The 19,530-nt window shown below is 69.9% G+C and carries 23 protein-coding genes; 14 read left to right on the top strand and 9 right to left on the bottom strand.

Translation table 11 applies throughout. The features are described 5' to 3' along the window. Positions 1–52 precede the first annotated feature (52 nt). From BO226_RS09340 to BO226_RS09330, 3 genes are all read left to right on the top strand, one after another. A complete protein-coding gene (locus tag BO226_RS09340) occupies positions 53–769 on the top strand; it encodes a hypothetical protein (RefSeq protein ID WP_071935080.1) in 717 nt (238 codons plus the stop codon). Between the two features lie 221 nt (positions 770–990). Further along, positions 991–1,476 (top strand): hypothetical protein, encoded by a 486-nt coding sequence (locus tag BO226_RS09335; protein ID WP_071935079.1) that lies wholly within the window; start codon positions 991–993, stop codon positions 1,474–1,476. Between the two features lie 118 nt (positions 1,477–1,594). Further along, positions 1,595–2,044, top strand: coding sequence for a PaaI family thioesterase (locus tag BO226_RS09330; protein ID WP_006552769.1), 450 nt, complete (start codon positions 1,595–1,597; stop codon positions 2,042–2,044). Between the two features lie 55 nt (positions 2,045–2,099). Here BO226_RS09330 and BO226_RS09325 read toward each other — a convergent pair whose 3' ends face one another. Then, positions 2,100–3,539 (bottom strand): NAD(P)/FAD-dependent oxidoreductase, encoded by a 1,440-nt coding sequence (locus BO226_RS09325; protein ID WP_019289593.1) that lies wholly within the window; start codon positions 3,537–3,539, stop codon positions 2,100–2,102. A gap of 79 nt (positions 3,540–3,618) precedes the next feature. Beyond that, on the bottom strand, positions 3,619–4,659 hold the full coding sequence (locus BO226_RS09320) for a tyrosine-type recombinase/integrase (RefSeq protein ID WP_071935078.1): 1,041 nt from the start codon (positions 4,657–4,659) through the stop codon (positions 3,619–3,621). A 154-nt stretch (positions 4,660–4,813) separates the two neighbouring features. Here BO226_RS09320 and BO226_RS09315 point away from each other — a divergent pair, with 154 nt between their 5' ends. Then, positions 4,814–5,038, top strand: coding sequence for a DUF2188 domain-containing protein (locus tag BO226_RS09315; RefSeq protein WP_024101088.1), 225 nt, complete (start codon positions 4,814–4,816; stop codon positions 5,036–5,038). Between the two features lie 45 nt (positions 5,039–5,083). Here BO226_RS09315 and BO226_RS09310 read toward each other — a convergent pair whose 3' ends face one another. Beyond that, positions 5,084–6,280, bottom strand: coding sequence for a Fic family protein (locus BO226_RS09310; protein ID WP_071935077.1), 1,197 nt, complete (start codon positions 6,278–6,280; stop codon positions 5,084–5,086). 130 nt (positions 6,281–6,410) lie between these two features. Between BO226_RS09310 and BO226_RS09305 the strand changes: the two genes are divergently transcribed. After that, positions 6,411–6,617: a hypothetical protein gene (locus BO226_RS09305; RefSeq protein ID WP_006552774.1), complete on the top strand. Its 207-nt coding sequence runs from the start codon at positions 6,411–6,413 to the stop codon at positions 6,615–6,617. A gap of 71 nt (positions 6,618–6,688) precedes the next feature. Here BO226_RS09305 and BO226_RS09300 read toward each other — a convergent pair whose 3' ends face one another. Both BO226_RS09300 and BO226_RS09295 read right to left on the bottom strand, forming a co-directional pair. Continuing rightward, positions 6,689–7,432, bottom strand: a complete 744-nt coding sequence (locus tag BO226_RS09300) for a VIT1/CCC1 transporter family protein (RefSeq protein ID WP_071935076.1) — start codon at positions 7,430–7,432, stop codon at positions 6,689–6,691. A 9-nt stretch (positions 7,433–7,441) separates the two neighbouring features. Further along, the gene (locus BO226_RS09295; protein ID WP_071935075.1) at positions 7,442–8,476 is read right to left on the bottom strand and encodes an NAD(P)H-binding protein; all 1,035 of its coding nucleotides are present in this window, start codon (positions 8,474–8,476) and stop codon (positions 7,442–7,444) included. A gap of 138 nt (positions 8,477–8,614) precedes the next feature. Between BO226_RS09295 and BO226_RS09290 the strand changes: the two genes are divergently transcribed. Beyond that, entirely contained in the window at positions 8,615–8,848 is a 234-nt protein-coding gene (locus BO226_RS09290) for a hypothetical protein (RefSeq protein WP_071935074.1), read from the top strand. 13 nt (positions 8,849–8,861) lie between these two features. Further along, entirely contained in the window at positions 8,862–9,746 is an 885-nt protein-coding gene (locus tag BO226_RS09285) for an alpha/beta fold hydrolase (RefSeq protein ID WP_071935073.1), read from the top strand. Between the two features lie 10 nt (positions 9,747–9,756). Here the strand turns inward: BO226_RS09285 and soxR are convergent, their stop codons facing one another. Beyond that, positions 9,757–10,248, bottom strand: coding sequence for a redox-sensitive transcriptional activator SoxR (gene soxR / locus BO226_RS09280; RefSeq protein ID WP_071935072.1), 492 nt, complete (start codon positions 10,246–10,248; stop codon positions 9,757–9,759). A gap of 98 nt (positions 10,249–10,346) precedes the next feature. Then, positions 10,347–10,565, bottom strand: a complete 219-nt coding sequence (locus tag BO226_RS09275) for a hypothetical protein (protein WP_231912079.1) — start codon at positions 10,563–10,565, stop codon at positions 10,347–10,349. 185 nt (positions 10,566–10,750) lie between these two features. Here BO226_RS09275 and BO226_RS09270 point away from each other — a divergent pair, with 185 nt between their 5' ends. From BO226_RS09270 to BO226_RS09250, 5 genes are all read left to right on the top strand, one after another. Beyond that, entirely contained in the window at positions 10,751–12,133 is a 1,383-nt protein-coding gene (locus tag BO226_RS09270; protein ID WP_006552781.1) for an MFS transporter, read from the top strand. 15 nt (positions 12,134–12,148) lie between these two features. Then, complete coding sequence (locus tag BO226_RS09265) at positions 12,149–12,805, top strand: response regulator transcription factor (protein WP_006552782.1); 657 nt, start codon at positions 12,149–12,151, stop codon at positions 12,803–12,805. Between the two features lies 1 nt (position 12,806). Next, positions 12,807–14,234, top strand: coding sequence for a sensor histidine kinase (locus tag BO226_RS09260; RefSeq protein WP_071935070.1), 1,428 nt, complete (start codon positions 12,807–12,809; stop codon positions 14,232–14,234). Then, on the top strand, positions 14,231–15,163 hold the full coding sequence (locus tag BO226_RS09255; protein WP_071935069.1) for a TAXI family TRAP transporter solute-binding subunit: 933 nt from the start codon (positions 14,231–14,233) through the stop codon (positions 15,161–15,163). The genes BO226_RS09260 and BO226_RS09255 overlap by 4 nt, the downstream gene beginning before the upstream one ends. Before the next feature lie 1,111 nt (positions 15,164–16,274). After that, positions 16,275–16,793 carry a hypothetical protein gene (locus BO226_RS09250; RefSeq protein WP_156895163.1) on the top strand — a complete coding sequence of 173 codons (519 nt, stop codon included), beginning with the start codon at positions 16,275–16,277 and terminating at the stop codon, positions 16,791–16,793. 42 nt (positions 16,794–16,835) lie between these two features. Here the strand turns inward: BO226_RS09250 and BO226_RS09245 are convergent, their stop codons facing one another. After that, complete coding sequence (locus tag BO226_RS09245; RefSeq protein WP_071935067.1) at positions 16,836–17,201, bottom strand: HNH endonuclease; 366 nt, start codon at positions 17,199–17,201, stop codon at positions 16,836–16,838. Positions 17,202–17,270: 69 nt separating this feature from the next. Then, the gene (locus BO226_RS09240) at positions 17,271–18,341 is read right to left on the bottom strand and encodes a class I SAM-dependent methyltransferase (protein ID WP_197481790.1); all 1,071 of its coding nucleotides are present in this window, start codon (positions 18,339–18,341) and stop codon (positions 17,271–17,273) included. A 207-nt stretch (positions 18,342–18,548) separates the two neighbouring features. Here BO226_RS09240 and BO226_RS09235 point away from each other — a divergent pair, with 207 nt between their 5' ends. Beyond that, positions 18,549–18,935 carry a TA system antitoxin ParD family protein gene (locus BO226_RS09235; protein WP_016696422.1) on the top strand — a complete coding sequence of 129 codons (387 nt, stop codon included), beginning with the start codon at positions 18,549–18,551 and terminating at the stop codon, positions 18,933–18,935. Beyond that, positions 18,932–19,501: a zeta toxin family protein gene (locus BO226_RS09230; RefSeq protein WP_071935066.1), complete on the top strand. Its 570-nt coding sequence runs from the start codon at positions 18,932–18,934 to the stop codon at positions 19,499–19,501. Before BO226_RS09235 ends, BO226_RS09230 begins: the two co-directional genes overlap by 4 nt. The last annotated feature ends 29 nt before the right edge of the window (positions 19,502–19,530 follow it).

The following is a 19,530-nucleotide window of genomic DNA, read 5'->3' as shown; positions in this document are numbered from 1 at the left end:
GCAATGGTTAGGCTTACCTAATCAAGATTCACCGTCGATCAGGAGGTGTCGGATGACGACGCTGCTGCTGCCGCCCACGGCGGCACCCGTCCGCCCGTTCGAGGACACGCGCGCTCGGCTGCGCGCACTCGCTGCGGGAGCCCCGCGCGTGTATGCGGTGGCCTGTATCGACGAAGAACCCCGCCGCCGCTGGTGGTTCCTCGGCGGCGGTGAACGCCAGCAGCGCATCGAGGCACTCTACGACCGTGCCCTGCTCGACACCGAGGACCCGCGCATCGCCGTCGAGCAGGTCGCCGGCGCCCTCATCCACGCCGTGGTCGGCCGCGTCCTCGCCCCCTACGCCCTCGAGGGCCGCGTCTGGGATCCGGGTCTGGACAATCTGTGGCTGCACCAGGACAGCGACGGCTGCATCGACTGGGCCGGTCTCGCCGACGACACCCTGCGGGTGCTGCCCGAGGACCGCGCCGTCGGGGAACGCGACGTGGTGGTGCTGCCGTGCGAGCAGGCGATGGCGGTGTGGACCGCGCACCGCGCCGCGACCGCTCTCGATGCCGTCCATCTCGCGCTGCGGTCCCTCGTCCCGCTCGACCGGAACCGCTTCTGGGCGATCGTCGGGCGCACCGTCGTCACCGGCGCCGCCCGGCTACCCGTGCTCGGTGGTGCCTCCCGCCGTACCGCCGCGCGCCGCGGTCAGGCATTGCTCGACGCCTTCGTCGCCGCCGGCTATCCCGTCCGAGGCCTTGCCGGATTAGGGCAGCCTTCCCTATAATCGAATCCGTTCCGACTGCCGGACCGCAGCGGAGTCCTGAGGGCTGCAGTGACTCCCGGTCCCTTCCCGCGGCGGGCCTCACATCCATGTGGGGCCCGCCGTCGTGTGTCCGGAGCCCTGCGCCGTCGACGCACAGCGCAACCGGCCGATCGCAGGCGCGGCGGTGGCGAACCCGGAGGATGCTGGAGGGATCCGCGCCGCGACCTGGGAAGCACCGAGAGATGACCACCCTGTGGATGATCGAAGACCTCGAACCGTGGCCCGACCCGCCTGCTCCCGGCCAGGTGTGTGAACCGACCACCTCCTGGATCACACCGGGCGCGAGCGACTGCATCCGCGAACTCGCGCGGCACGTGCCCGCCCGGGTCGAGCAGATCACCGTCGACGATCGGGTCGAGCTGCTCGCCCATCTCGGTCACGGCTTCACCACCGTGCTGCCACCGCAGCTCGACACCCTCGGCGACGTCGTGCTCACGGGGCATCTGGTGTGGGACCGCTATCTGTGGATGCTGTACCGCATCCGACCGCACGGGCGCGCCCGGGTCGCCGAACGGCATCCGGTGATCCAACGAACCAGGAGGATTCCGACCGCGGACGCGGGTTGGTACGGCGTCGAGTACGAGGGCCCGCGGACCGTGCACCGGTTCGGGCCGATCCCCGACGGCTACTCGATCGTCGCCTACGCGCTGCTGGTGACCCTGCAGTGACCACCCCGCCTGCCACGGTCGGAGGTGAGCCGTCCGAAAACCGCCATGTCCTACCATCGTTCGACGGCCACCTGTCCCGGCGGCCGGTCGAGACCGCGCACGAACAAGGGAAGCCCGTATGAGCGACCAGTCCACCTCCGCCCCGGCCCAGCACGACGTGCAGGCGATCAACGCCGTCAACGACACCGGCTTCAACACTGCCCTCGGCCTCGAGTTCGTCGAACTCGGCCCCGATCTCGCGCGAGCCCGGTGGACGATCACCCCCACGCAGCACCAGCCCTACGGCATCGTGCACGGCGGGGTGTACTGCGCGGTGATCGAGACCGTCGCCAGCGTCGCCGGCGCCAACTGGTTGGGGGACAAGGGCAACGTCGTCGGGGTCAACAACAACACCGACTTCCTCCGCGCCACCCGCGAAGGGGTCCTCACCGCGACCGGCACCCCGGTCCACCGCGGCCGCACCCAGCAGGTGTGGCGGGTGGAGATCGTCGACGAGCAGGACCGTCTCGTCGCGCAGGGACAGGTGCGCCTGGCGAACATCACGAACGCGGACCGCATCGGGCACTGACCCTGTAGCCGGGCGGCTCCGGCCGGGACACCGCGCCCGGCCGGAGCGCCGACGGTCAGCCCGCAGCCTGCGTCCCGCCGCGGCCCTGCCCGGCCGGCGCCTGCGCGGAGCGGTCCCCGTCCTTCGTCGCGCTCTCGCCGTTCTGCGAGTCGCCGTCGGGTTCGTCCGCGCGCATGTGCTCGAGCGCGATCCGCGCGAACACCTGCTGCTCGGTCGCGGCCATCTCGTTGCGGCCGGTGGAGAAGAACGCCTGCGCCCACGACAACAGCGTCGACAGCTTCGACGAGAACCCCACCAGATACAGCAGGTGGATGAACAACCACGCCACCCAGCCGAGGAACCCGCTGATCTCGAGTTTGCCGACCTTCGCGACCGCACTGAACCGCGAGATGGTCGCCATGCTGCCCTTGTCGAAATACTTGAACGGTTCCCGATGGGTCGGGTCGGCGCCGTCGAGGGAGGCGATGATCTGCCGGGCCGCGTACTTGCCGCCCTGCATCGCCACCTGCGCCAGACCGGGCAGCTTGTTCAGCGACATCATGTCGCCGATGACGAACACGTTCGGATGCCCCGGCAATGTCAGATCCGGCAGCACCTCCACCCGCCCCGCCCGGTCGACCTGCGCCCCGGACTGCTCGGCGAGCTGCTTGCCGAGCGGACTGGCCGACACGCCCGCCGACCACACCTTGCACTGCGACTCGATGCGCCGCTGCGAACCGTCCTTCTCCTTGACGACGAGACCGTCGGCGTCGACATCGGTGACCATCGCGCCGAGCTGGATCTCCACCCCGAGCCGCTCGAGGGTGTTACGGGCCTTGCGGCTGAGTTTGCCGCCGTAGACCGGCAACACATCGGAGGCGCCGTCGAGCAGCACCACCCGCGCCTCGGTCGGATCGATGTTGCGGAAGGTGCCCTTGAGGGTGCGGCGTGAGAGCTCGGCGATCTGCCCGGCCAGCTCCACCCCGGTCGGACCGGCACCGACCACCACGAAGGTCAGCAACCGGGCGCGTTCGTCGTGATCGTGGGACAGTTCGGCCTGCTCGAACGCCCCGAGGATCCGGCCGCGCAGCTCGAGGGCGTCGTCGATGGTCTTCATGCCCGGCGCGAACTCGGCGAACTGGTCGTTGCCGAAGTAGGACTGGCCGGCGCCGGCGGCGACGATGAGACTGTCGAAGGGCGTGGTGGTGTAGCGCTCGAGGAACCGGGAGGTCACCGTCCGGTTCTCCAGGTCGATCCTCTCGACGTCCCCGAGCAGCACCTGCGCGTTCTTCTGTTTGCGCAGCACCATGCGGGTCGCGGGGGCGATGTCGCCGACCGACAGGATGCCCGTGGCCACCTGGTACAGCAACGGCTGGAACAAGTGATGGGTGGTGCGCGCCACGAGCGTGACGTCCACATCGGCACGAGCCAGGGCCTGGGTCCCGAACAGCCCACCGAAACCGGATCCGATCACGACCACACGATGACGGCGGGGTTCGGTCTGCTCGACGCTCATGGATGCTCCTTCACGTTGCCGGATGGATTTTGTCCCCAGTCTTGCAGTTGCCGCGCCCGCCCACAGCGCAACCGACGAGCTAGCCCGGCCCGTCGCCGAGCGACCCGAGCAGCCCGTAGACGGGGTTGTGCCGGGCGGCGTGCCGCACCGCATCGTTGGTCGCCGAGGTGTACATCTGCACGGTCTGCAACGACCGGTGCCCGAGCAGCTGCTGCAACTCGACCATCGTTGCGCCGCTGTCGGCCAGGCTCGTCGCGAAGGTGTGCCGCAGCGCGTGGGCGAGCGCACCGCGTTTGCGTTCGGACTCGATACCCGCCCGGCGGTAGATGCGCCGCACCCGGTACTGCAGGGTGCCGCGGGTGATGCGTTTGCCGTCCGCGCCGACGAACAGCGGGTCGGCCGGGTCGTGCCGCTCCCACACGGGCAACTCGTCGCGGTCGCGGGTGCGGCGCCGCGCGGCGGGGAAGCGGGCGTAGCGTTCCTCGAGATAGGCGGTGACGATCGCCGTCCAGCTGTCTTCGAGGGGGATCTCCCGTTCGATCGCGCCCTTGCCGAGCACCCGCAGCACCGGTGCCCGGCAGCCACCGAGGATGCTGCCCACATCGAGCCGGATCAACTCGTCGGAGCGGATCCCGGTGAGCAGCAGGGTCGCGATGAGCGCGAGATCGCGTTGCGGCCAGTCCCGCGCCGACTCCGCGGGGCGTTGCGCCTCCACGGTGACGGTGTCGACGAGTTGGTTGATCGCGGTGGGGGAGAACGCTTTCGGGGTGGGTTGTGGTTTCTTGGGCTGCGCGATCGAGGCCATCGGGTTGCCTTCCGACACCCCTTCGGAGACGAGGAAGTTGCAGAAGTTGTTCCACACCGACCAGGCGCGGCGCACCGACGCCGGTTGCCGCTCGGCGGCGAACGCCGCGAATGCCGACCGCAGCCCGCGTACCGTCACGTCCCCGAGCGTCAACGCGTCCTCCGGCACGGCGGCAGTCGCCGCGAGATGCGCGCGCACCGCGTGCAGGTCGAGCCGGTAGGCCTTGATGGTGTGCGGAGACCGTTTCGCGGTCTGCAAGGTCTCCAGATACGACCCGATCCAGTCCGACAATCCCGGCTCGGTCGCGCTGCCCACCACGATGCCCCTCCCGTGAAGATCCGCTCGTACAGATGTGCGAGTCCAGTGTGACAGCAGGGACCGACGGGACAGCAGAGACCGCGTCCGGATTCGGGGAGACCGGCGCCGGGTACGCGATGGGCAACCGACCGTTCGTGGAGAGGAGCACCCCATGCCCGCAGGCGATGTCGAGACGTTCCACCAGGACGGATCCTGGCACAACCGCATCGAGGGCTCGAGCGACCTGCTCGGCACCTATCCCACCCGCGAGGAGGCCGTCGCCGCCGGCCGCGACGAGGCGCGCCGCCGCAAGGTCGAACACCTCGTTCACAACCTCGACGGGACGATCGGCGAACGCAACACCTACGGTCACGACCCGCGCGACATCCCGGGCTGATCGATCCCGAACCGACCGTCGCCGGGGCGATCGATACCGAGGAGGTCAGTCGCGGCGGCGTTTGGCGCGCGCGGCGAACTCGTCGAGCACCCGCACCACATCCTTGGCCTGCCAGATGCGATTGCGGCGCCCCTCGGTGATCTGCGTGAGGATCTCCGCATCCACCAGCCGATCGATGGCGATCTGCGCGTTGGCGCCGGTCACCGACAAGGCCGCGGCGGCCGACCGGTTGTCGATCACCGGCTGGCGCAGCAGCACGTCCGAGAGCCGGTGCACTGCCGAATCCCGCCGCGCCGTCACCCGGGACCGCCACAGCTCGCGTACCGCCTCGAGATCGGCGACGAGCGTGCGGCCGTTGGCGACCGCCGCGAACGACGCGTCGACGATCGAGTGCACGATCGGCCCGATGTCCCCGGCGCGGTAGGCGCCGAGCGCATCGAAGTACTCCCCGGTGTTGTGCAACAGGCCCGCCGAGACCGGCACGGCGACACTGCGGGTGAGCTGCCCGCCGCGCAACATCGCCTGGATAAGCGCGCGGCCCACCCGGCCGTTGCCGTCCGGGAACGGGTGGATGGTCTCGAACTGCGCGTGCGCGACCGCGATCTGCGCGACCACCGGCAGATCCACCCGGTGGGCGAAGGCCACCAGATCGTCGATCAGCTCGGGCACCCGCGCGTGGTGCGGGGGCACGAACTGCGCGGTGTGCGGGCCCAGGCTGCCCCCGCCGATCCACACCTGCTGGGTGCGCCACCGTCCCGCGATGGTCGGATCGTCGTACTCGAGCAGCGCGTGGTGCATCCGCAGGATCGCGGCGGCGTCGATCGCATCGGACAGCTCGAGCGCCGCGCGCATCGCCCGCACGTTGCCGACGATCAGGCGAGCGTTGCGGGAGGCGTGTTCGCCGAGTTCGGCGAGCGCGATCTGCTGCGCCCCGCTGGAGAGGTTCTCGATCTCCGAACTCGACGCGCTCTCGGTGCGCAGCAGGATGGAGGCGAACGGGGCGGTGATGTGCCCGACCTCGACATCGAAGCGGGTCAGTTCCGTCGCGGCTTCCTCGGTGAGGGCCTGCAGTTCGCCGTCGAGCGGGAGGGGCCGGTGGGCGATGAGCGGGGGGACCGCGGCGCGGTAGGGGCCGGTGGTCAGGCGTTTCTCCCGCCGCGAGCCGTAGGCATCGCTGTTCACCCACGGGTGCTGTTCGTAGGTGACCGCGGGCCAGCCGGACGCGACGTCAACCGATGCCATCCCCGGAACATACCATCGGATAGTCGATTATCCGATGGTATGGATCGGGGGTGGGTTCGGTTCCGGCCGTTGTGCACGGCCGGAACCGGAGGTTTGGGCCACAGGTGGTTCGGACGTAGGGTGCTGGGCCATGGCATTACCGACCTTCGACATCGACACGCCCATGGCCTATCACGTTGCGCAGCACAACATCCTGCAGAGACTCGATGCCGGCGACGACGCCGGGACGGTGCGGGAGGAATGGCGGCAGGCCATCGAGCGCATCATCGACAACCATCTCGCCGGCAACGACGCGCTGAGCTTCGTGACCGCTCCCGCGCTCGGCCCGGTCGACTGACGCACGCTCGGTACACCCCGCCTCGCGGACCGGCACGGCCCGCGGAGCGGGGACGCCGCGCTTGCGCCCCGTTACACGACGGTGTCGAACAACTGACCCACCCCATAGGTCACGACCATCGCGAGCGCACCGCCGAACACCACCCGCATCACCGCCCGGCCCCGCCGGGCCCGGCCGAGCCACGCACTGATCGATCCCGTCGCCGCCAGCGCACACAACACCGCCACGAACGTCACCGGGATCCGCACCGTGTCGGGCACCGACACCACCATCAGCAGCGGCACCAGCGCCCCCAGGGTGAACGACACGGCCGACGACAACGCCGCCGACCACGGATTCGCCAGTTCGGTCGGATCGATCCCCAACTCCACCTCGGCATGTGCGGCAAGCGGATCCCGCGCCGTCAACTCCTCCGCCGCGGCACGCGCCGTGACCGCCGACAATCCCTTGCCCTCGAGCAGGGCGGCGAGTTCGTCGAGTTCGGCCTCCGGCATGGCGGCGAGCTCACGACCTTCCGTGTACAGCGCCGCGCGCTCGGTGTCGCGTTGGGCGCTCACCGACACGTACTCGCCCAGCGCCATCGACACCGCCCCCGCGGCCAGCCCGGCCACACCGGCGGTGAGGATCGCCGCCTCGTTCGTCGTCGCGGCCGCCACACCGACGACCAGTCCCGCGGTCGAGACGATGCCGTCGTTCGCGCCGAGAACACCCGCCCGCAACCAGTTGAGTCTGCTCGCCAACCCGGCGGTGTGCGGTTCGCGGTCCTCGTGCCGCCTGCGGGAATCGTTCGGTGACGCCGGATCCGGACGGGGCATGTCGTGAAGCTACACCGACGGACGGCGGCGCGGGGGGATCCCCACGGCGGAGTATCGGCGCGCCTCCGCCGCGGCGACCGCCCACTCCGGATCCCCGGGCAGCGCACCCATCGGGTCCCGCTGCGCGCACGGCACACTCACATCGGCGGGCAGCACTGCGCGCTGCAGCGCCTGCACGATCCCCAACGGCCGATGAGCAGCCGGGGCCAGGCGGCCGATCCACCGACGATCGCGGGCCGTCATGTCGTGCCGCAGGCTCTCCATCAACGCCGCCACGGTTCCCGACGGCACCTCCGTCAACCACGAGCCGAACCGGCGGATCACCGCGCCCGGCAATCCGGCGACGGTGACCTGGGCGCGCGGCATGCCGGTGACCTGCCCGTAGAGGCGGAGCAACTCGGGATAATGCAGCGACTGTCCGCAGCCCACATCGAACGAGTCCGTGGGAGTGTCCGCGACGGCCGCCCCGAGCACTGCGGCGACCAGGTCGACGACCGCGATCGGCTCGACCCGCGAGTCCATCCAGTCGGGTACCACGGTGACGGGTAGGCGCCCCGCGAGTTGGCCGAGCACCTCGAAGCTCGTCGACCCGGAGCCGAGCACCATCCCGGCTCGCAGCGTGATCACCGTGCGGCGGGAGCGGGACAGTTCCTGCTCGACCTCCCAGCGCGAGAGCAGATGCTCGGACAGCGCGTCCGGCGCACACTCGGGGACGAACCCGGAGACGTAGACGACACGCGTCACTTGGGAGGCATCGACCGCGTGCCGGACGGTGCGGGCCGCTGCCAGGTCGAGGTCCCGGAAGTGCGCCGAGCGCATCCCGTGCACGAGATAGACCACGACGTCGACATCGTCGAGCGCCGGTGGGAGAGTGTGCGCGGCGGTGACGTCCACCTGCGCGGTCTCGACCTGGTCGTGCCACCAGAAGCGTCGCAAGGCCGCCGGGTTCCGAGCGGCGGCGCGCACGGTGCAGCCGATAGCGAGGAAGGCGGGGACGACCCGGCTGCCGACGTAGCCGGAGGCACCGATCACGAGAACTCTCATGCGCTGTCCCGTCCCTTGTCGCCTTCGGGAGGGATGCACGCGCGGGACCGTCGCGAAACATCAGGAGTGGTTCCCATCACCGGAAATAGTGTTACCGTTGGTCACAAATACAGTGGCCGGTACCGAAGGAGGCCTCCCATGTCGATGCTGCGCGGCAGCCCACTGCGACATCGGATCCTGTTCGTCCTCGCCGTCCCCCTCGGCGCCGGACTGCTGTCCGCCCTCGGACATCTCGTCCAGCGCCGCCACGGCCGGCCCACCTCCGTCTCCGAATCCCTCTTCGCCATCGCCAGCAGCCTGCGCCGCCGCACGCTGTTCACCCGCCCCACCGGCGGCCACCCCCCGGCCCCCGAGACGCCCGGACAACCATGACCACAGGACAACCATGACCACCCACACCGTCCCCAACGGGCCTATCCGACTCCACGTCGTCGAAGAAGGCAACCCGCACGGCCCGACGCTCGTCCTCGTCCACGGCTGGCCCGACACCCACGCCCTGTGGGACCGCGTCGCACCCCTGCTCGCCGACGACTTCCGCATCCTGCGCTACGACAACCGCGGCGCCGGCGCCTCCACCGTCCCCCGCGAGGTGGCGCACTACCGGCTCGAGCACCTCGCCGCCGACCTGCACGCCGTCATCGACGCCCTCGCCCCGAACGAACCGGTCCACCTGCTCGGCCACGACTGGGGCGCGGTGCTGTGCTGGGAAGCGGTGTGCGAACCCGACGCCGGCGATCGCATCGCCTCCTACACCTCGATCTCCGGACCCAACCTCGACCATCTCGGCCTGTGGATGCGCCGCCGTCTCCGGCGCAAACGCCCACTCGGCCCCGCCGAACAGGCTCTCGCCTCCGCCTACACCCTCGCCTTCCAGATCCCCGGTCTGCCGAATCCGGTGCTGCGCGGCCCGCTCGCCCACCACTGGCCGGCCTTCGTCGGGTTCTTCGACCGCACCGACCCCGCCGCGATCGCCCCCGTCGCCCCGACCCTCGCCGACGACATGGTGCACGGACTGTCCCTGTACCGGGCGAACATCCGCACGCGGCTCGCCCGACCCCGCGAGCGGCACACCGACGTCCCGGTCCAGCTGATCCAGAACCTGCGCGACCGAGCCGTACGCCCCGTCGGCTACGAGGACACCTCCCGCTGGGTCACCGACCTGCGCATCCACCCACTCGACGCCGGGCACTGGTCGCCGCGTTCCCACCCCCGCAACATCGCCGACGCCACCGCCCGGTTCGTGCAGCAGATCGAAGCCGCGCGCACCTGACCGCCCGACCTCAGCCGGACGACTCCGCGCGCGGCGCCGCCTCCACCGGCGGATCGTCGTCGTGCACCGGTAGCCGACGCGGACCCGGACCCTGCTGCCCGAGCACGTCACCGGGATTCGCGAGCGGACACGACGCCAAACTCAGACAACCGCAGCCGATGCAATCGGTGAAACTGTCGCGCAACGCGGTGAGATCCTCGATGCGGCGGGTCAGCCGGTCGTGCCACGCCCGCGACAGCCGCGCCCAGTCCTCCGTCGTCGGCACACGACTGTCCGGCAACGAATCGAACGCCTCCTTGATCTCCTCCAGGGACACCCCCACACCCTGCGCGACCTTGATGAACGCCACCTTGCGCAGCGTGTCGCGACGATAACGCCGCTGATTGCCCGAGGTGCGGCGACTGGTGATCAGACCACGCGACTCGTAGTAGTGCAGCGCCGAGACCGCCACCCCGGAACGGTCCGCCAACTGCCCGGGTGTCAGCCATATCGCAGGGTTCATCGGCCCCCTCCTCGCCCCGCGGACATCGTGATCGAGTTGTGCTGCACAGTACCGGCCACCGGAGGCACCGGGCACCCGGGTCGCGTGAGCACCCGGGGTCAGAACGACGGCGGCCCGAACTCGGCAGCGACCTCCGGCGCATCCATCCGCAACATGTCGTACGCGGTGTGCGCCAGCGTCCGCACCGACTTCGGATACGGCCGCTCGAACCGCTCGCAGACCCGCGCCGTCGCCAACGCCGCCTCGAACCGCCACTTACGCGAACCGCTCACGAACGTCCGGGCCTGGAACAGATAACTCGATGCGGGGATCGTCACGCCGACCACCGTAGAACCTCCGACCGGCACAACGGGGGAGCGGCACCCCGCGCGCCACGCCGATCCCACCCGTCCCGACCACATTCCTAAGGGAGTGTTAGGAACCGCCACAGACCCTTCCGCAACCACTGTGACCCGAACCACTGTGGGGAGCGCACAGATCCACGCAGCGAAAGGAGTCCCGGGTGAGCACCACCTCGACGGGCGAACGCCGAGTCATCGGCAACGTGTTGAAAGGCTCGGTCGGCAACCTGATCGAGTGGTACGACTGGTACGTCTACGCCGCGTTCAGCGTCTACTTCGCGAAGGAATTCTTCCCCGAAGGCGACCCCACCGCCCAACTGCTGTCCACCGCAGCGATCTTCGCCGTGGGATTCCTCATGCGACCGATCGGCGGCTGGATCATGGGCCGCTACGCCGACCGGCGCGGACGGCGCTCGGCGCTGACCCTGTCGGTCACCGTCATGGCCGTCGGCTCCCTCATCATCGCCGTCACCCCGGACTACGCGACCATCGGACTCGCCGCACCCCTTCTTCTCGTCCTCGCCCGCATGATGCAGGGACTGTCCGTCGGTGGTGAATACGCCACCAGCGCCACCTATCTCGCCGAGGTCGCCTCACCCGGACGCCGCGGGTTCTACTCCAGCTTCCAGTACGTCACCCTCGTCGCCGGACAGCTCATCGCCCTCGGCGTCCAGATCGTCCTGCAGCTCACCCTCTCCGCCGAGGCCATGCAGGCGTGGGGCTGGCGCATCCCGTTCGTCATCGGCGCCGTCGCCGCCGTCGCCGTGATGTGGCTGCGCCGCACCATGGACGAATCCGAAGCGTTCACCGAGGAAGTCGCGGCCAAGAGCGCCACCGACCGGCCGGAGAGCACGCCCGAGCAGGGCGGCATCCGGATGCTGCTGCAGTACCCCCGCGAATGCCTACTGGTGTGCGCGCTGACCCTCGGCGGCTGCGTGGCGTTCTACACCTACACCACCTACATGCAGAAATACATGATCAACACCTCCGGCATCTCCAAGGACACCGTCGCCTGGATCAACTTCGCCGCCCTGCTGGTGTTCATCGTCCTGCAACCCATCGGCGGGGCCCTGTCGGACCGCATCGGCCGCCGCAAACTGCTCATCTTCTTCGGGGTCGGCGGCACCGTGCTCACCGTCCCGTTGATGACGATCCTCGGCAGCACCACGAACCCGCTGATCGCGTTCGGGTTGATGATGCTCGGCCTGACCGTCGTCACCGGCTACACCTCGGTCAACGCCATCGTGAAGACCGAACTGTTCCCCACCAAGGTCCGCGCGCTCGGCGTCGGCCTGCCCTACGCGCTGACCCTGGCGATCTTCGGCGGCACCGTCGAAACCGTCGCACTCGCGCTCAAGCGCGCCGGCCACGAATCGCTATTCTTCTACTACGTGACCGGCTGCATCGCCGTCTCGCTCGTCGTGTACTTCTTCATGCGGGAGACCTCCGACGGCTCACCCCTGGACCGCACGAGCACCGACCGCACGAGCACCCACACCGACACCCCCGACGAGCACGCCGACCTGGCCACCTCGCGACACTGACCGAAAGGGACCCACGTGCAGATCGCGGTGGTCGAGGACGACGACGGCGTCGGCGACGCCCTCGTCGAAGCCCTCACCTCCCACGGCCACCGGCCGATCCGCATGCGGCGCGGCGCCGACCTGCTCCTCGGACACCGCGACCTCGACGTCGTCATCCTCGACCTCGGCCTGCCCGACGCCGACGGCCTGCAGGTGCTCCGGCAACTGCGGGCCGTCAACGACGTCCCCGTCGTGATCCTCACCGCGCGCGGCGACGAACGCTCGGTGGTACGCGGCCTGCGCGGCGGCGCCGACGACTACCTCGTCAAACCGGCCCGCCTGGCCGAACTGCTCGCCCGCGTGGACGTCGTCACCCAACGGCGCCGCGCACTGTCCGAGTCCTCCCGCATCGTCCGCGCCGGCGACGTCGTCGTCGACCTCGACGCCCGCGAAGTCGAGGTGGGCGGCGAACCGGTCACTCTCACCCCGAAGGAATTCGACCTGCTCGCCGTCCTCGTCGCCCGACCCGGCGCCGCGGTCAGCCGCCAACAACTCATGGACGCCGTGTGGGGCGACGCCTATGTGGCGATCTCCCGGTCGCTCGACGTGCACATGACCGGGCTGCGCGCCAAACTCGCCCGCCCCGGACTCATCTCCACCATCCGCGGCTACGGCTACCGGTGGGGCGGCTGACATGCAGCGACGCGTCCTGGCGGTGCTGCTCGTCTTCGCGACCGTCGCCGTCGTCGCCTTCGCCGTACCGCTCGCCCTCGCCACCAGCGCCGGCCGCACCGCCGTCCTGGGCGCGAACCGGGAAGCCGACGCCCACCACTTCGCCACCCTCGCCGTCCAGATGCGCGCCCCCGGCAGCACCGCCCTGCTCGACGAGGAGGTCACCCGCTACCACCGGCTCTACGACGAAGGCGTGCTGATCGTCGACGCCCGCGGCGCACCCCGCGCGAGCGCGGACCTGACCCCGACCGACCCCGGTGTGCCGGAGGCGATCACCGCCGGTCTACGCAATCAGAAACAGGGCATCGGCGGTCCGCTGACCCCGTGGTCCCCACACCGGGCCCTGCTCGCCGTACCGGTGGGCACCGGCGCCCAGGTCGAAGGAGCCGTCGTCGTAGACGTGTCCACCGACGCCGCCCGCCGCGACATCCGCACCTCGTGGCTGCTCATCGTCACCGGCGCAGCGGCGGCGCTCGTGCTCGTCACCATCCTCGCGACCGTGCTGTCACGGTGGACGGTCCGCCCGCTCACCGCGCTCACCGCGCGGGTCGCGGCGCTCACCGACAGCGTCCCGGCGCTGCATCCACGCTCCCGGACCGGGGACACCACCACCTCGGTCCGGCATCACGGCCCCCCGGAGGTCCGGGAACTCACGCAGGCCTTCGACACCATGTCCGAGGCGGTCCGCACGTCCACCCGCGCCCAGAGACAGCTCATCGCCGACACCGCGCACCAACTCCGGAACCCGCTCGCCGCCCTGCACATCCGACTCGACTCCCTCGAACCGCACGTCGGCGCCACCGGCGTGGAGACCTATCGGCGCACGGCCGTCGAAGTCGACCGGCTCGGCGGTATCCTCGACGGCCTGCTCGCCCTTGCCACCGCCGAATCACCTACCGATATCACCGAGACGGACGGGCACGACGGGTGCGATGTCGGCGCCGTCGTCGCCGACCGCGCGGATGCCTGGTCCGAGGCCCTGGCCGAGGCCGGTATGACCGTCAGCGTGGACGAACCGTCCGGGCAGCGCCTGCAGGCCGGCTTCTCCGCCGACCATCTCGCTCAGGTGCTCGATGTGCTGCTCAGCAACGCGAGGAAGTACGCCCGCGCGGCCACCGGGGTCCGCATCACCACCCGACACCACGACGGGACCATCCGGATCCGCGTCGAGGACGACGGCGCCGGAGTCGCACCCGACGAGCTCGGCGCCCTCACCTCCCGGTTCTTCCGCGGGTCCGGAGCCGACGGGCCCGGCACCGGTCTCGGGCTGTCCATCGCGGTCGCGCTCGTCGAGACCGGCGGCGGCACCCTCGACCTCGCCGCCGCCGACCCGCACGGACTGGCCGTCACCCTGACCCTGCCCGCCGACTCCCGCGCGGAGGCATCATGATCACCCGCCGCGATCTCCTGCGGTCCGTCGCGCTGCTGGCGGTGGGCGGAGCCGTCGCCGGCTGCACGCGCACCGGAGAGCGTGAGGAACTGATCCTGGCGGCAGGGGAGGAGGGTGGGTTCTTCTGGGAGTTCGCCGAACTCACCGCGGCCGCCGCCGACCGGGCGGGCCTGCCCATCGCGATAGTGCCGGAACGCACCCCGGGGTCGGTCACCAATCTCGCCGCGCTGACGGCGGGGAATGCGGAGCTGGCGTTGACCCTCACCGATGTCGCGGTGCGTGCCCACGACGAGGGCGCGCAGTTCACGGCGATCGGGCGGGTCTACGAGAACTACATGCAGTTGGCCGTGCGTGCAGACTCACCGATCCGGAAGATCGCCCAGTTGCAGGGCGCACGGATCAGCCTCGGCGCTCCCGGATCGGGTGCCGAATTCACCGGCGAACGCATCCTCGCCGTCGCCGGGCTCGCCGAGCCGGGAGCCGTCACCCGGGTGCACCTGTCGATGGCCGACGCCGGCCGCGCGCTGGTGGACGGCGAGATCGACGCGGTGCTGTGGGCGGGTGGTGTTCCTACCCCGTCGTTTGCGAACCTGGCTGTGTCGCTACGGCTGATCGATCTGTCCGTGCTCCTCGAACCGCTGCGGGCGCGCTTCGGTCCGCGTTACGAACCGGTGCTCATCCAGCCCGGCACCTACGGGCAGCCGGACGCCGTCGCCACCATCGGGTTGGGCAACCTCCTGCTCGCCGGAGCCTCGGTGTCGGACGAGGCGGCCGCCGCACTGGTCGATCTGCTCGTCGACCATGCCTCCGAACTCGTTCCGGCCCAGGCCACCGGCAGTCAGTTCCTCGACCGGCAGTCGCTGATCGTCACCGCCGATGTCCCGCTGCATCCGGGAGCGGTGGCCGCGTACCGGCGTCATCACGGCTGACGAGACGGGCGGACAGGGGAGAAGGGGCCCTGAATCGTGCCGACCCAGGCACATAGTGGGGTGGAAGGCATGCGCTGGTGTCGGTGGGATGCGGTGCGGAGATCGGGCTCGCCCTCGAGGTTCGAGGAGATCGGGACCGGATCGGCTGTGCAGGGGACATGCGCGGGGCACAATGGAACCGTTCACCTCTGTGTGCGTGAAATTCGTTGGCAGCCAACATGATTCATGGATAACGGTGATTATCCATCAAGTGTGGAAGAGGCGAGAAGGGGCGATCGGTGGTCGCAGCACCCCGGGGGACGGGATGATCCCGCGCCACCAACATGCGCATCGTCCGCGCGATCTGCGGCGCGCAACGCGCACGCGACGACCACACGGTGCTGCCGCAACGCCGCATCGGTGAACCGTGGGTCGGTGCAGTGTGCGCGTCGCTGCGGCATGGCACCCGATGCATGAGCAGCCGAACGCGCGTCGAGCGGATCGGCGGCTCGATCCGGCACGGGCGCCGGCAGGCCGGTCGCAGTCCGGAGGTGAGCCGGACTCGAGCCAGAGACCGAGTGACAGGTGGGGCCCATCGCATCGATCCGGGGCGAACCAGGGATCTCCGAACGCCTCGGACGCCCTGCCGCACCTGTCCGGAGGAGGTCCGGTTCCACTCTAGTTAACATAATATAGATTATCGGCAATTTTGATATGGGCGGTGAACTGGGGTTCGGCACTGAGAATCCCGATGCCGCCGAATGACGTCCCTGATCCGCAGATTCGCGCCGTCGTCGCACGCACTGCATCGCGTCGTGCGCCGTGCCGTCCGGCGCGCGTTGTTCCCTCCGCCTCGTGCGACGTGCGAACCGCGCCGCACGACGCGCTCCCGGCACTCGAGCTTGCTGCGCATTCGCGTGCCCGGCCCGGTCCGCCGCCTGGTGTCGGTTGGCTGCCTCGGACGCCCGATACGACCTTCCGGGCCCGCCACCCTCGCCCCCTGCCTGTCCGCCCAGCCGTCGTGAAAACGTCACAGTGACGTTTTCACGTGGTCAGCGGGTCCCGCTGTGGACACCTATCTGCGTCGATATCATCGGCGCGGCAGTGACAACGCGATCCGGGAAGGTCGACCGTGACGCAACCACGGCTCCTGCGTTCCTGGGTGGTCTTCGCGATCACCACCGTCCCGTTCTATCTCTGGGGTGCACTCACCGACGGTGAATTCGACATCACCGGTGCGCGTCTGCCGGTCAGTGCGTTGATGTTCGTCTGCCCGGCACTTGCGGCCCTCGCCGCCGGCGGCGGGCGCGAGTCGGCCCGGCGGCGCATGTGCACGCTGCCGCGCGCGCTGTGGCTGATCGTCGCACTGTTTGTATCAGCTGCGCTGGTGCTGGTCGCATCTATCGTGGTCGCCGGTACCGGTCCGTCCGGCATCTCGGTCTCCCTCGTGGCGGTCGCCGGTGCGTATTTCGTTGCGGCGGTGTGCGAGGAACTCGGGTGGACGGTGGACGCTCCTGGCGGCGAGCGGGATCTGCTCGCCTGTCGCGTCCGCGGTGGCCGTCGGGGTCGCCGTGCTCGTCCTGACCCTGTCTGCGGGTCGCGTCCCGCCGGGTCGAGGGTGCGGACTCCCCTCCTCCGCCTCGGACGATAAACCCAGAAACGTCACAGTGACGTATTAATCTCGCCTCCCGTATTATGACGCTCGCCGCAACCGCCGCAACTGCGCGGACAGATAATCCCGGGCACGGCGATGACCACCGACCCGGACGAGTTCGTCGGCGAGCTTCTCGAGCAGTCGTGACAGCAGCTCCTCCTCGGGTGACCAGCCCTCGCGCTGCCGGCACCGGTCGAGCCATTCGACCGGCGCGATGTGTCCGCGGTCGGCGTTGCAGCGTCGGCACGCGGCGACCTCGTTGGCGGTGATGCTCGGCCCGCCCTTCAGGCGCGGCACCAGATGATCGGTGGTCGGGGTGATCAGCCGCCCGAACTCCCGTCCACACCACAGGCACCGCCCGTCCTGACGGTCCAGGGCGAGCGAGAGTCGAGTGACGCGGTCCATCCTCCGATCGTCGCCTATCGGCGCCGCCGTAGTCGCCGATGAGTCCGATCCGGTGTCCCGGAGACTGTTTCAGGGGCGTGCTTCGAGGACGAGATTGAAGGGTGTTTCGGTGGCGCGGCGGAAGGTGCCGAATCCGGCTTCGGCCGCGACATCGGCGAGCCGTCGCTCCCCGGCCTGCGCGCCGAGCCCGAGCGCGACCGGCTGGTCGAGGGACGACGGGGTGCACAGCACCGTCGATGCGGCGTAGTACATCCGGCCGACCGGGTTGAGGTTCTCGGGCAGGCTGTCGCGGGCGAACGGTTCGACGAGCATCACCGCGCCGTCGTCGGCAAGCGCGCCGCGCGCGTACCGCAGTGCGCCGACGGGATCGCCCATGTCGTGCAGGCAGTCGAAGTAGCAGATCAGGTCGTAGTCGGATCCGGGGAAGTCGGTCGCGGAGGCGACGGTGAAGGTGGCGTTGTCGACGCCCTCCTCCGCGGCCAGTTCCGTCGCCCGCGCGATGGACGCGTCGTGGTAGTCGAAGCCGCGGATGGTGGACTGCGGGAACGCCTGCGCGAGCAGGGTCGTGGAGACACCGTGGCCGCAGCCGATGTCCGCGACGGTGGCGCCGGCGCGCAGTGTGTCGACGACCCCGTCGAGGGCGGGCAGCCACACGTCGACGAGGTTGGCGCGGTAGCCGGGGCGGAAGAACTGTTCGGTGCCGACGAACAGTTCGGGATCGTGTTCGTGCCAGCCGAAACCTTCGCCGTTGCGGATGCGTTCGGCGATGCGGCTGCGGTCCTTGTACACGGAGCCGATCAGGTGGAAGCCGCCGGCCAGGTAGACGGGGCTGTCCTCGCGGGCGAGGGCCATGGCGTGTTCCGGTGCCAGGCTGAACGTTCCGGCGTCGGGATCGTAGGTGAGATAGCCGCTGGCGGTCTCGGCGGAGAGCCATTCGCGCAGATAGCGTTCGCGGATGCCGGTGCGGTCGGCGAGTTGTTCGCTGCTGACCGGGCCGGCTTCGTCGAGCGCGCGCCACAGTCCGAGTTCGGCGCCGATGAGCACCAGTGCGCCGTTCATGGCCGCACCCATGTCGACGACGAGTTGTCCGAGGGTCTGCTCGAGTCGTGCTTGGTCGGGTTCGTGCATCTCCGTGGTCATCACGCACCTCCTGGCGATGGGAGTACTCGCTCACGGTAGGTCGCGTGGCCGGTTCCGCGGCGACGGCTCGGGTTCGATCGGGTGTCGATCCGGGTGGCGGTGCGTAGCGGGAGGTCACGAACCGGGTGGTGGCGGGAGGATTCGGGGGGTGCGTGGCGTGTTGCAGACAGCTACGCTTGTAGCAGACTGCAACATCAGGAGGCCGTCATGACGTCATCCACAGACAAGGTCACCCGCTTCGACGCCGAACTCGTCGACAGCGCCATCGCCGAGGGCGGCCGCCAGAACCGCACCGGACGCCAGCAACTCGAATACTGGGCCCGCATCGGCCGCGCGATGACCGCCCACGAGACCGCCTCCCTGCACCGGGTGCACGAGGCGCTGGCCGGGACACGGGAGCTGAGCGAGCTCACCGCCGCCGAGGGACGGCTGTTCGACGCGGAGATCGATGCGCGCCTGGCGGACGGGCTGGCCCGCACCGACTACGCCGAGGTTCTCGCCGCGCGTGGGGTCACCACGGTGGTGCTCGACGACGAAGGCCGGCTGGTCGAGCAGCGTCCCGACGGTAGTCGCCGGGTGCTCGACGACGCATGAGGCGTCTGGATCTGATCGTCGGTCCCAACGGTTCCGGCAAGTCGACGTTCGTCGAGTTGTCCCTCGCTCCCCTGCTGCCGCGCAGCGTGTTCGTCAATGCGGATGTGATCGCGCGGCAGCGCTGGCCCGACCGGGCGGAGGAGATGTCGTACGAGGCGGCGCAACTCGCCGCGGCGGCGCGGGACCGGTTGCTGCGGCAGGGCCGGTCGTTCATTGCGGAGACGGTGTTCTCGCATCCGTCGAAGCTGGAGTTGATCGACCGCGCGCACGAGGTGGGGTTCACGGTGGTGCTGCACGTGATGCTGGTGCCCGAGGCGATGTCGGTGCTGCGTGTACAGCGCCGGGTGGCCTCCGGTGGGCATGCGGTGCCCGAGGACAAGATTCGGGCGCGCTATCGGCGGTTGTGGCCGCTGGTGACCGAAGCGATCGGCCGCGCCGATCAGGCGTCGGTGTACGACACGGCGTCCGGGACCCCGGTGGTGGTGGCGCGGTTCGCCGGCGGGGTGCCGGTGGGTGCGGTGCGCTGGCCGGGATGGGCGCCGGCGGCGCTCACCGGGCTCGGCTGAGAGATCCGGGCCCGGTGGGCGGATGCGTC

Origin of the sequence: Rhodococcus sp. 2G (genome assembly GCF_001886355.1) — a bacterium.
GTDB classification, from domain to species: domain Bacteria; phylum Actinomycetota; class Actinomycetes; order Mycobacteriales; family Mycobacteriaceae; genus Rhodococcus; species Rhodococcus pyridinivorans.
The sequence above is the reverse complement of the archived record's forward strand: the minus strand, read 5'-3'. Positions and strand labels throughout refer to the sequence as shown.

Bases quoted from the DNA above. Each gene is read 5' to 3' on its own strand.
- BO226_RS09340 (WP_071935080.1), top strand. From the start codon at position 53: ATGACGACGCTGCTGCTGCCGCCCACGGCGGCACCCGTCCGCCCGTTC.
- BO226_RS09335 (WP_071935079.1), top strand. From the start codon at position 991: ATGACCACCCTGTGGATGATCGAAGACCTCGAACCGTGGCCCGACCCG.
- BO226_RS09330 (WP_006552769.1), top strand. From the start codon at position 1,595: ATGAGCGACCAGTCCACCTCCGCCCCGGCCCAGCACGACGTGCAGGCG.
- BO226_RS09325 (WP_019289593.1), bottom strand. From the start codon at position 3,539: ATGAGCGTCGAGCAGACCGAACCCCGCCGTCATCGTGTGGTCGTGATC.
- BO226_RS09315 (WP_024101088.1), top strand. From the start codon at position 4,814: ATGCCCGCAGGCGATGTCGAGACGTTCCACCAGGACGGATCCTGGCAC.
- BO226_RS09310 (WP_071935077.1), bottom strand. From the start codon at position 6,280: ATGGCATCGGTTGACGTCGCGTCCGGCTGGCCCGCGGTCACCTACGAA.
- BO226_RS09305 (WP_006552774.1), top strand. From the start codon at position 6,411: ATGGCATTACCGACCTTCGACATCGACACGCCCATGGCCTATCACGTT.
- BO226_RS09300 (WP_071935076.1), bottom strand. From the start codon at position 7,432: ATGCCCCGTCCGGATCCGGCGTCACCGAACGATTCCCGCAGGCGGCAC.
- BO226_RS09295 (WP_071935075.1), bottom strand. From the start codon at position 8,476: ATGAGAGTTCTCGTGATCGGTGCCTCCGGCTACGTCGGCAGCCGGGTC.
- BO226_RS09290 (WP_071935074.1), top strand. From the start codon at position 8,615: ATGTCGATGCTGCGCGGCAGCCCACTGCGACATCGGATCCTGTTCGTC.
- BO226_RS09285 (WP_071935073.1), top strand. From the start codon at position 8,862: ATGACCACCCACACCGTCCCCAACGGGCCTATCCGACTCCACGTCGTC.
- soxR (WP_071935072.1), bottom strand. From the start codon at position 10,248: ATGAACCCTGCGATATGGCTGACACCCGGGCAGTTGGCGGACCGTTCC.
- BO226_RS09260 (WP_071935070.1), top strand. From the start codon at position 12,807: ATGCAGCGACGCGTCCTGGCGGTGCTGCTCGTCTTCGCGACCGTCGCC.
- BO226_RS09255 (WP_071935069.1), top strand. From the start codon at position 14,231: ATGATCACCCGCCGCGATCTCCTGCGGTCCGTCGCGCTGCTGGCGGTG.
- BO226_RS09245 (WP_071935067.1), bottom strand. From the start codon at position 17,201: ATGGACCGCGTCACTCGACTCTCGCTCGCCCTGGACCGTCAGGACGGG.
- BO226_RS09240 (WP_197481790.1), bottom strand. From the start codon at position 18,341: ATGACCACGGAGATGCACGAACCCGACCAAGCACGACTCGAGCAGACC.
- BO226_RS09235 (WP_016696422.1), top strand. From the start codon at position 18,549: ATGACGTCATCCACAGACAAGGTCACCCGCTTCGACGCCGAACTCGTC.
- BO226_RS09230 (WP_071935066.1), top strand. From the start codon at position 18,932: ATGAGGCGTCTGGATCTGATCGTCGGTCCCAACGGTTCCGGCAAGTCG.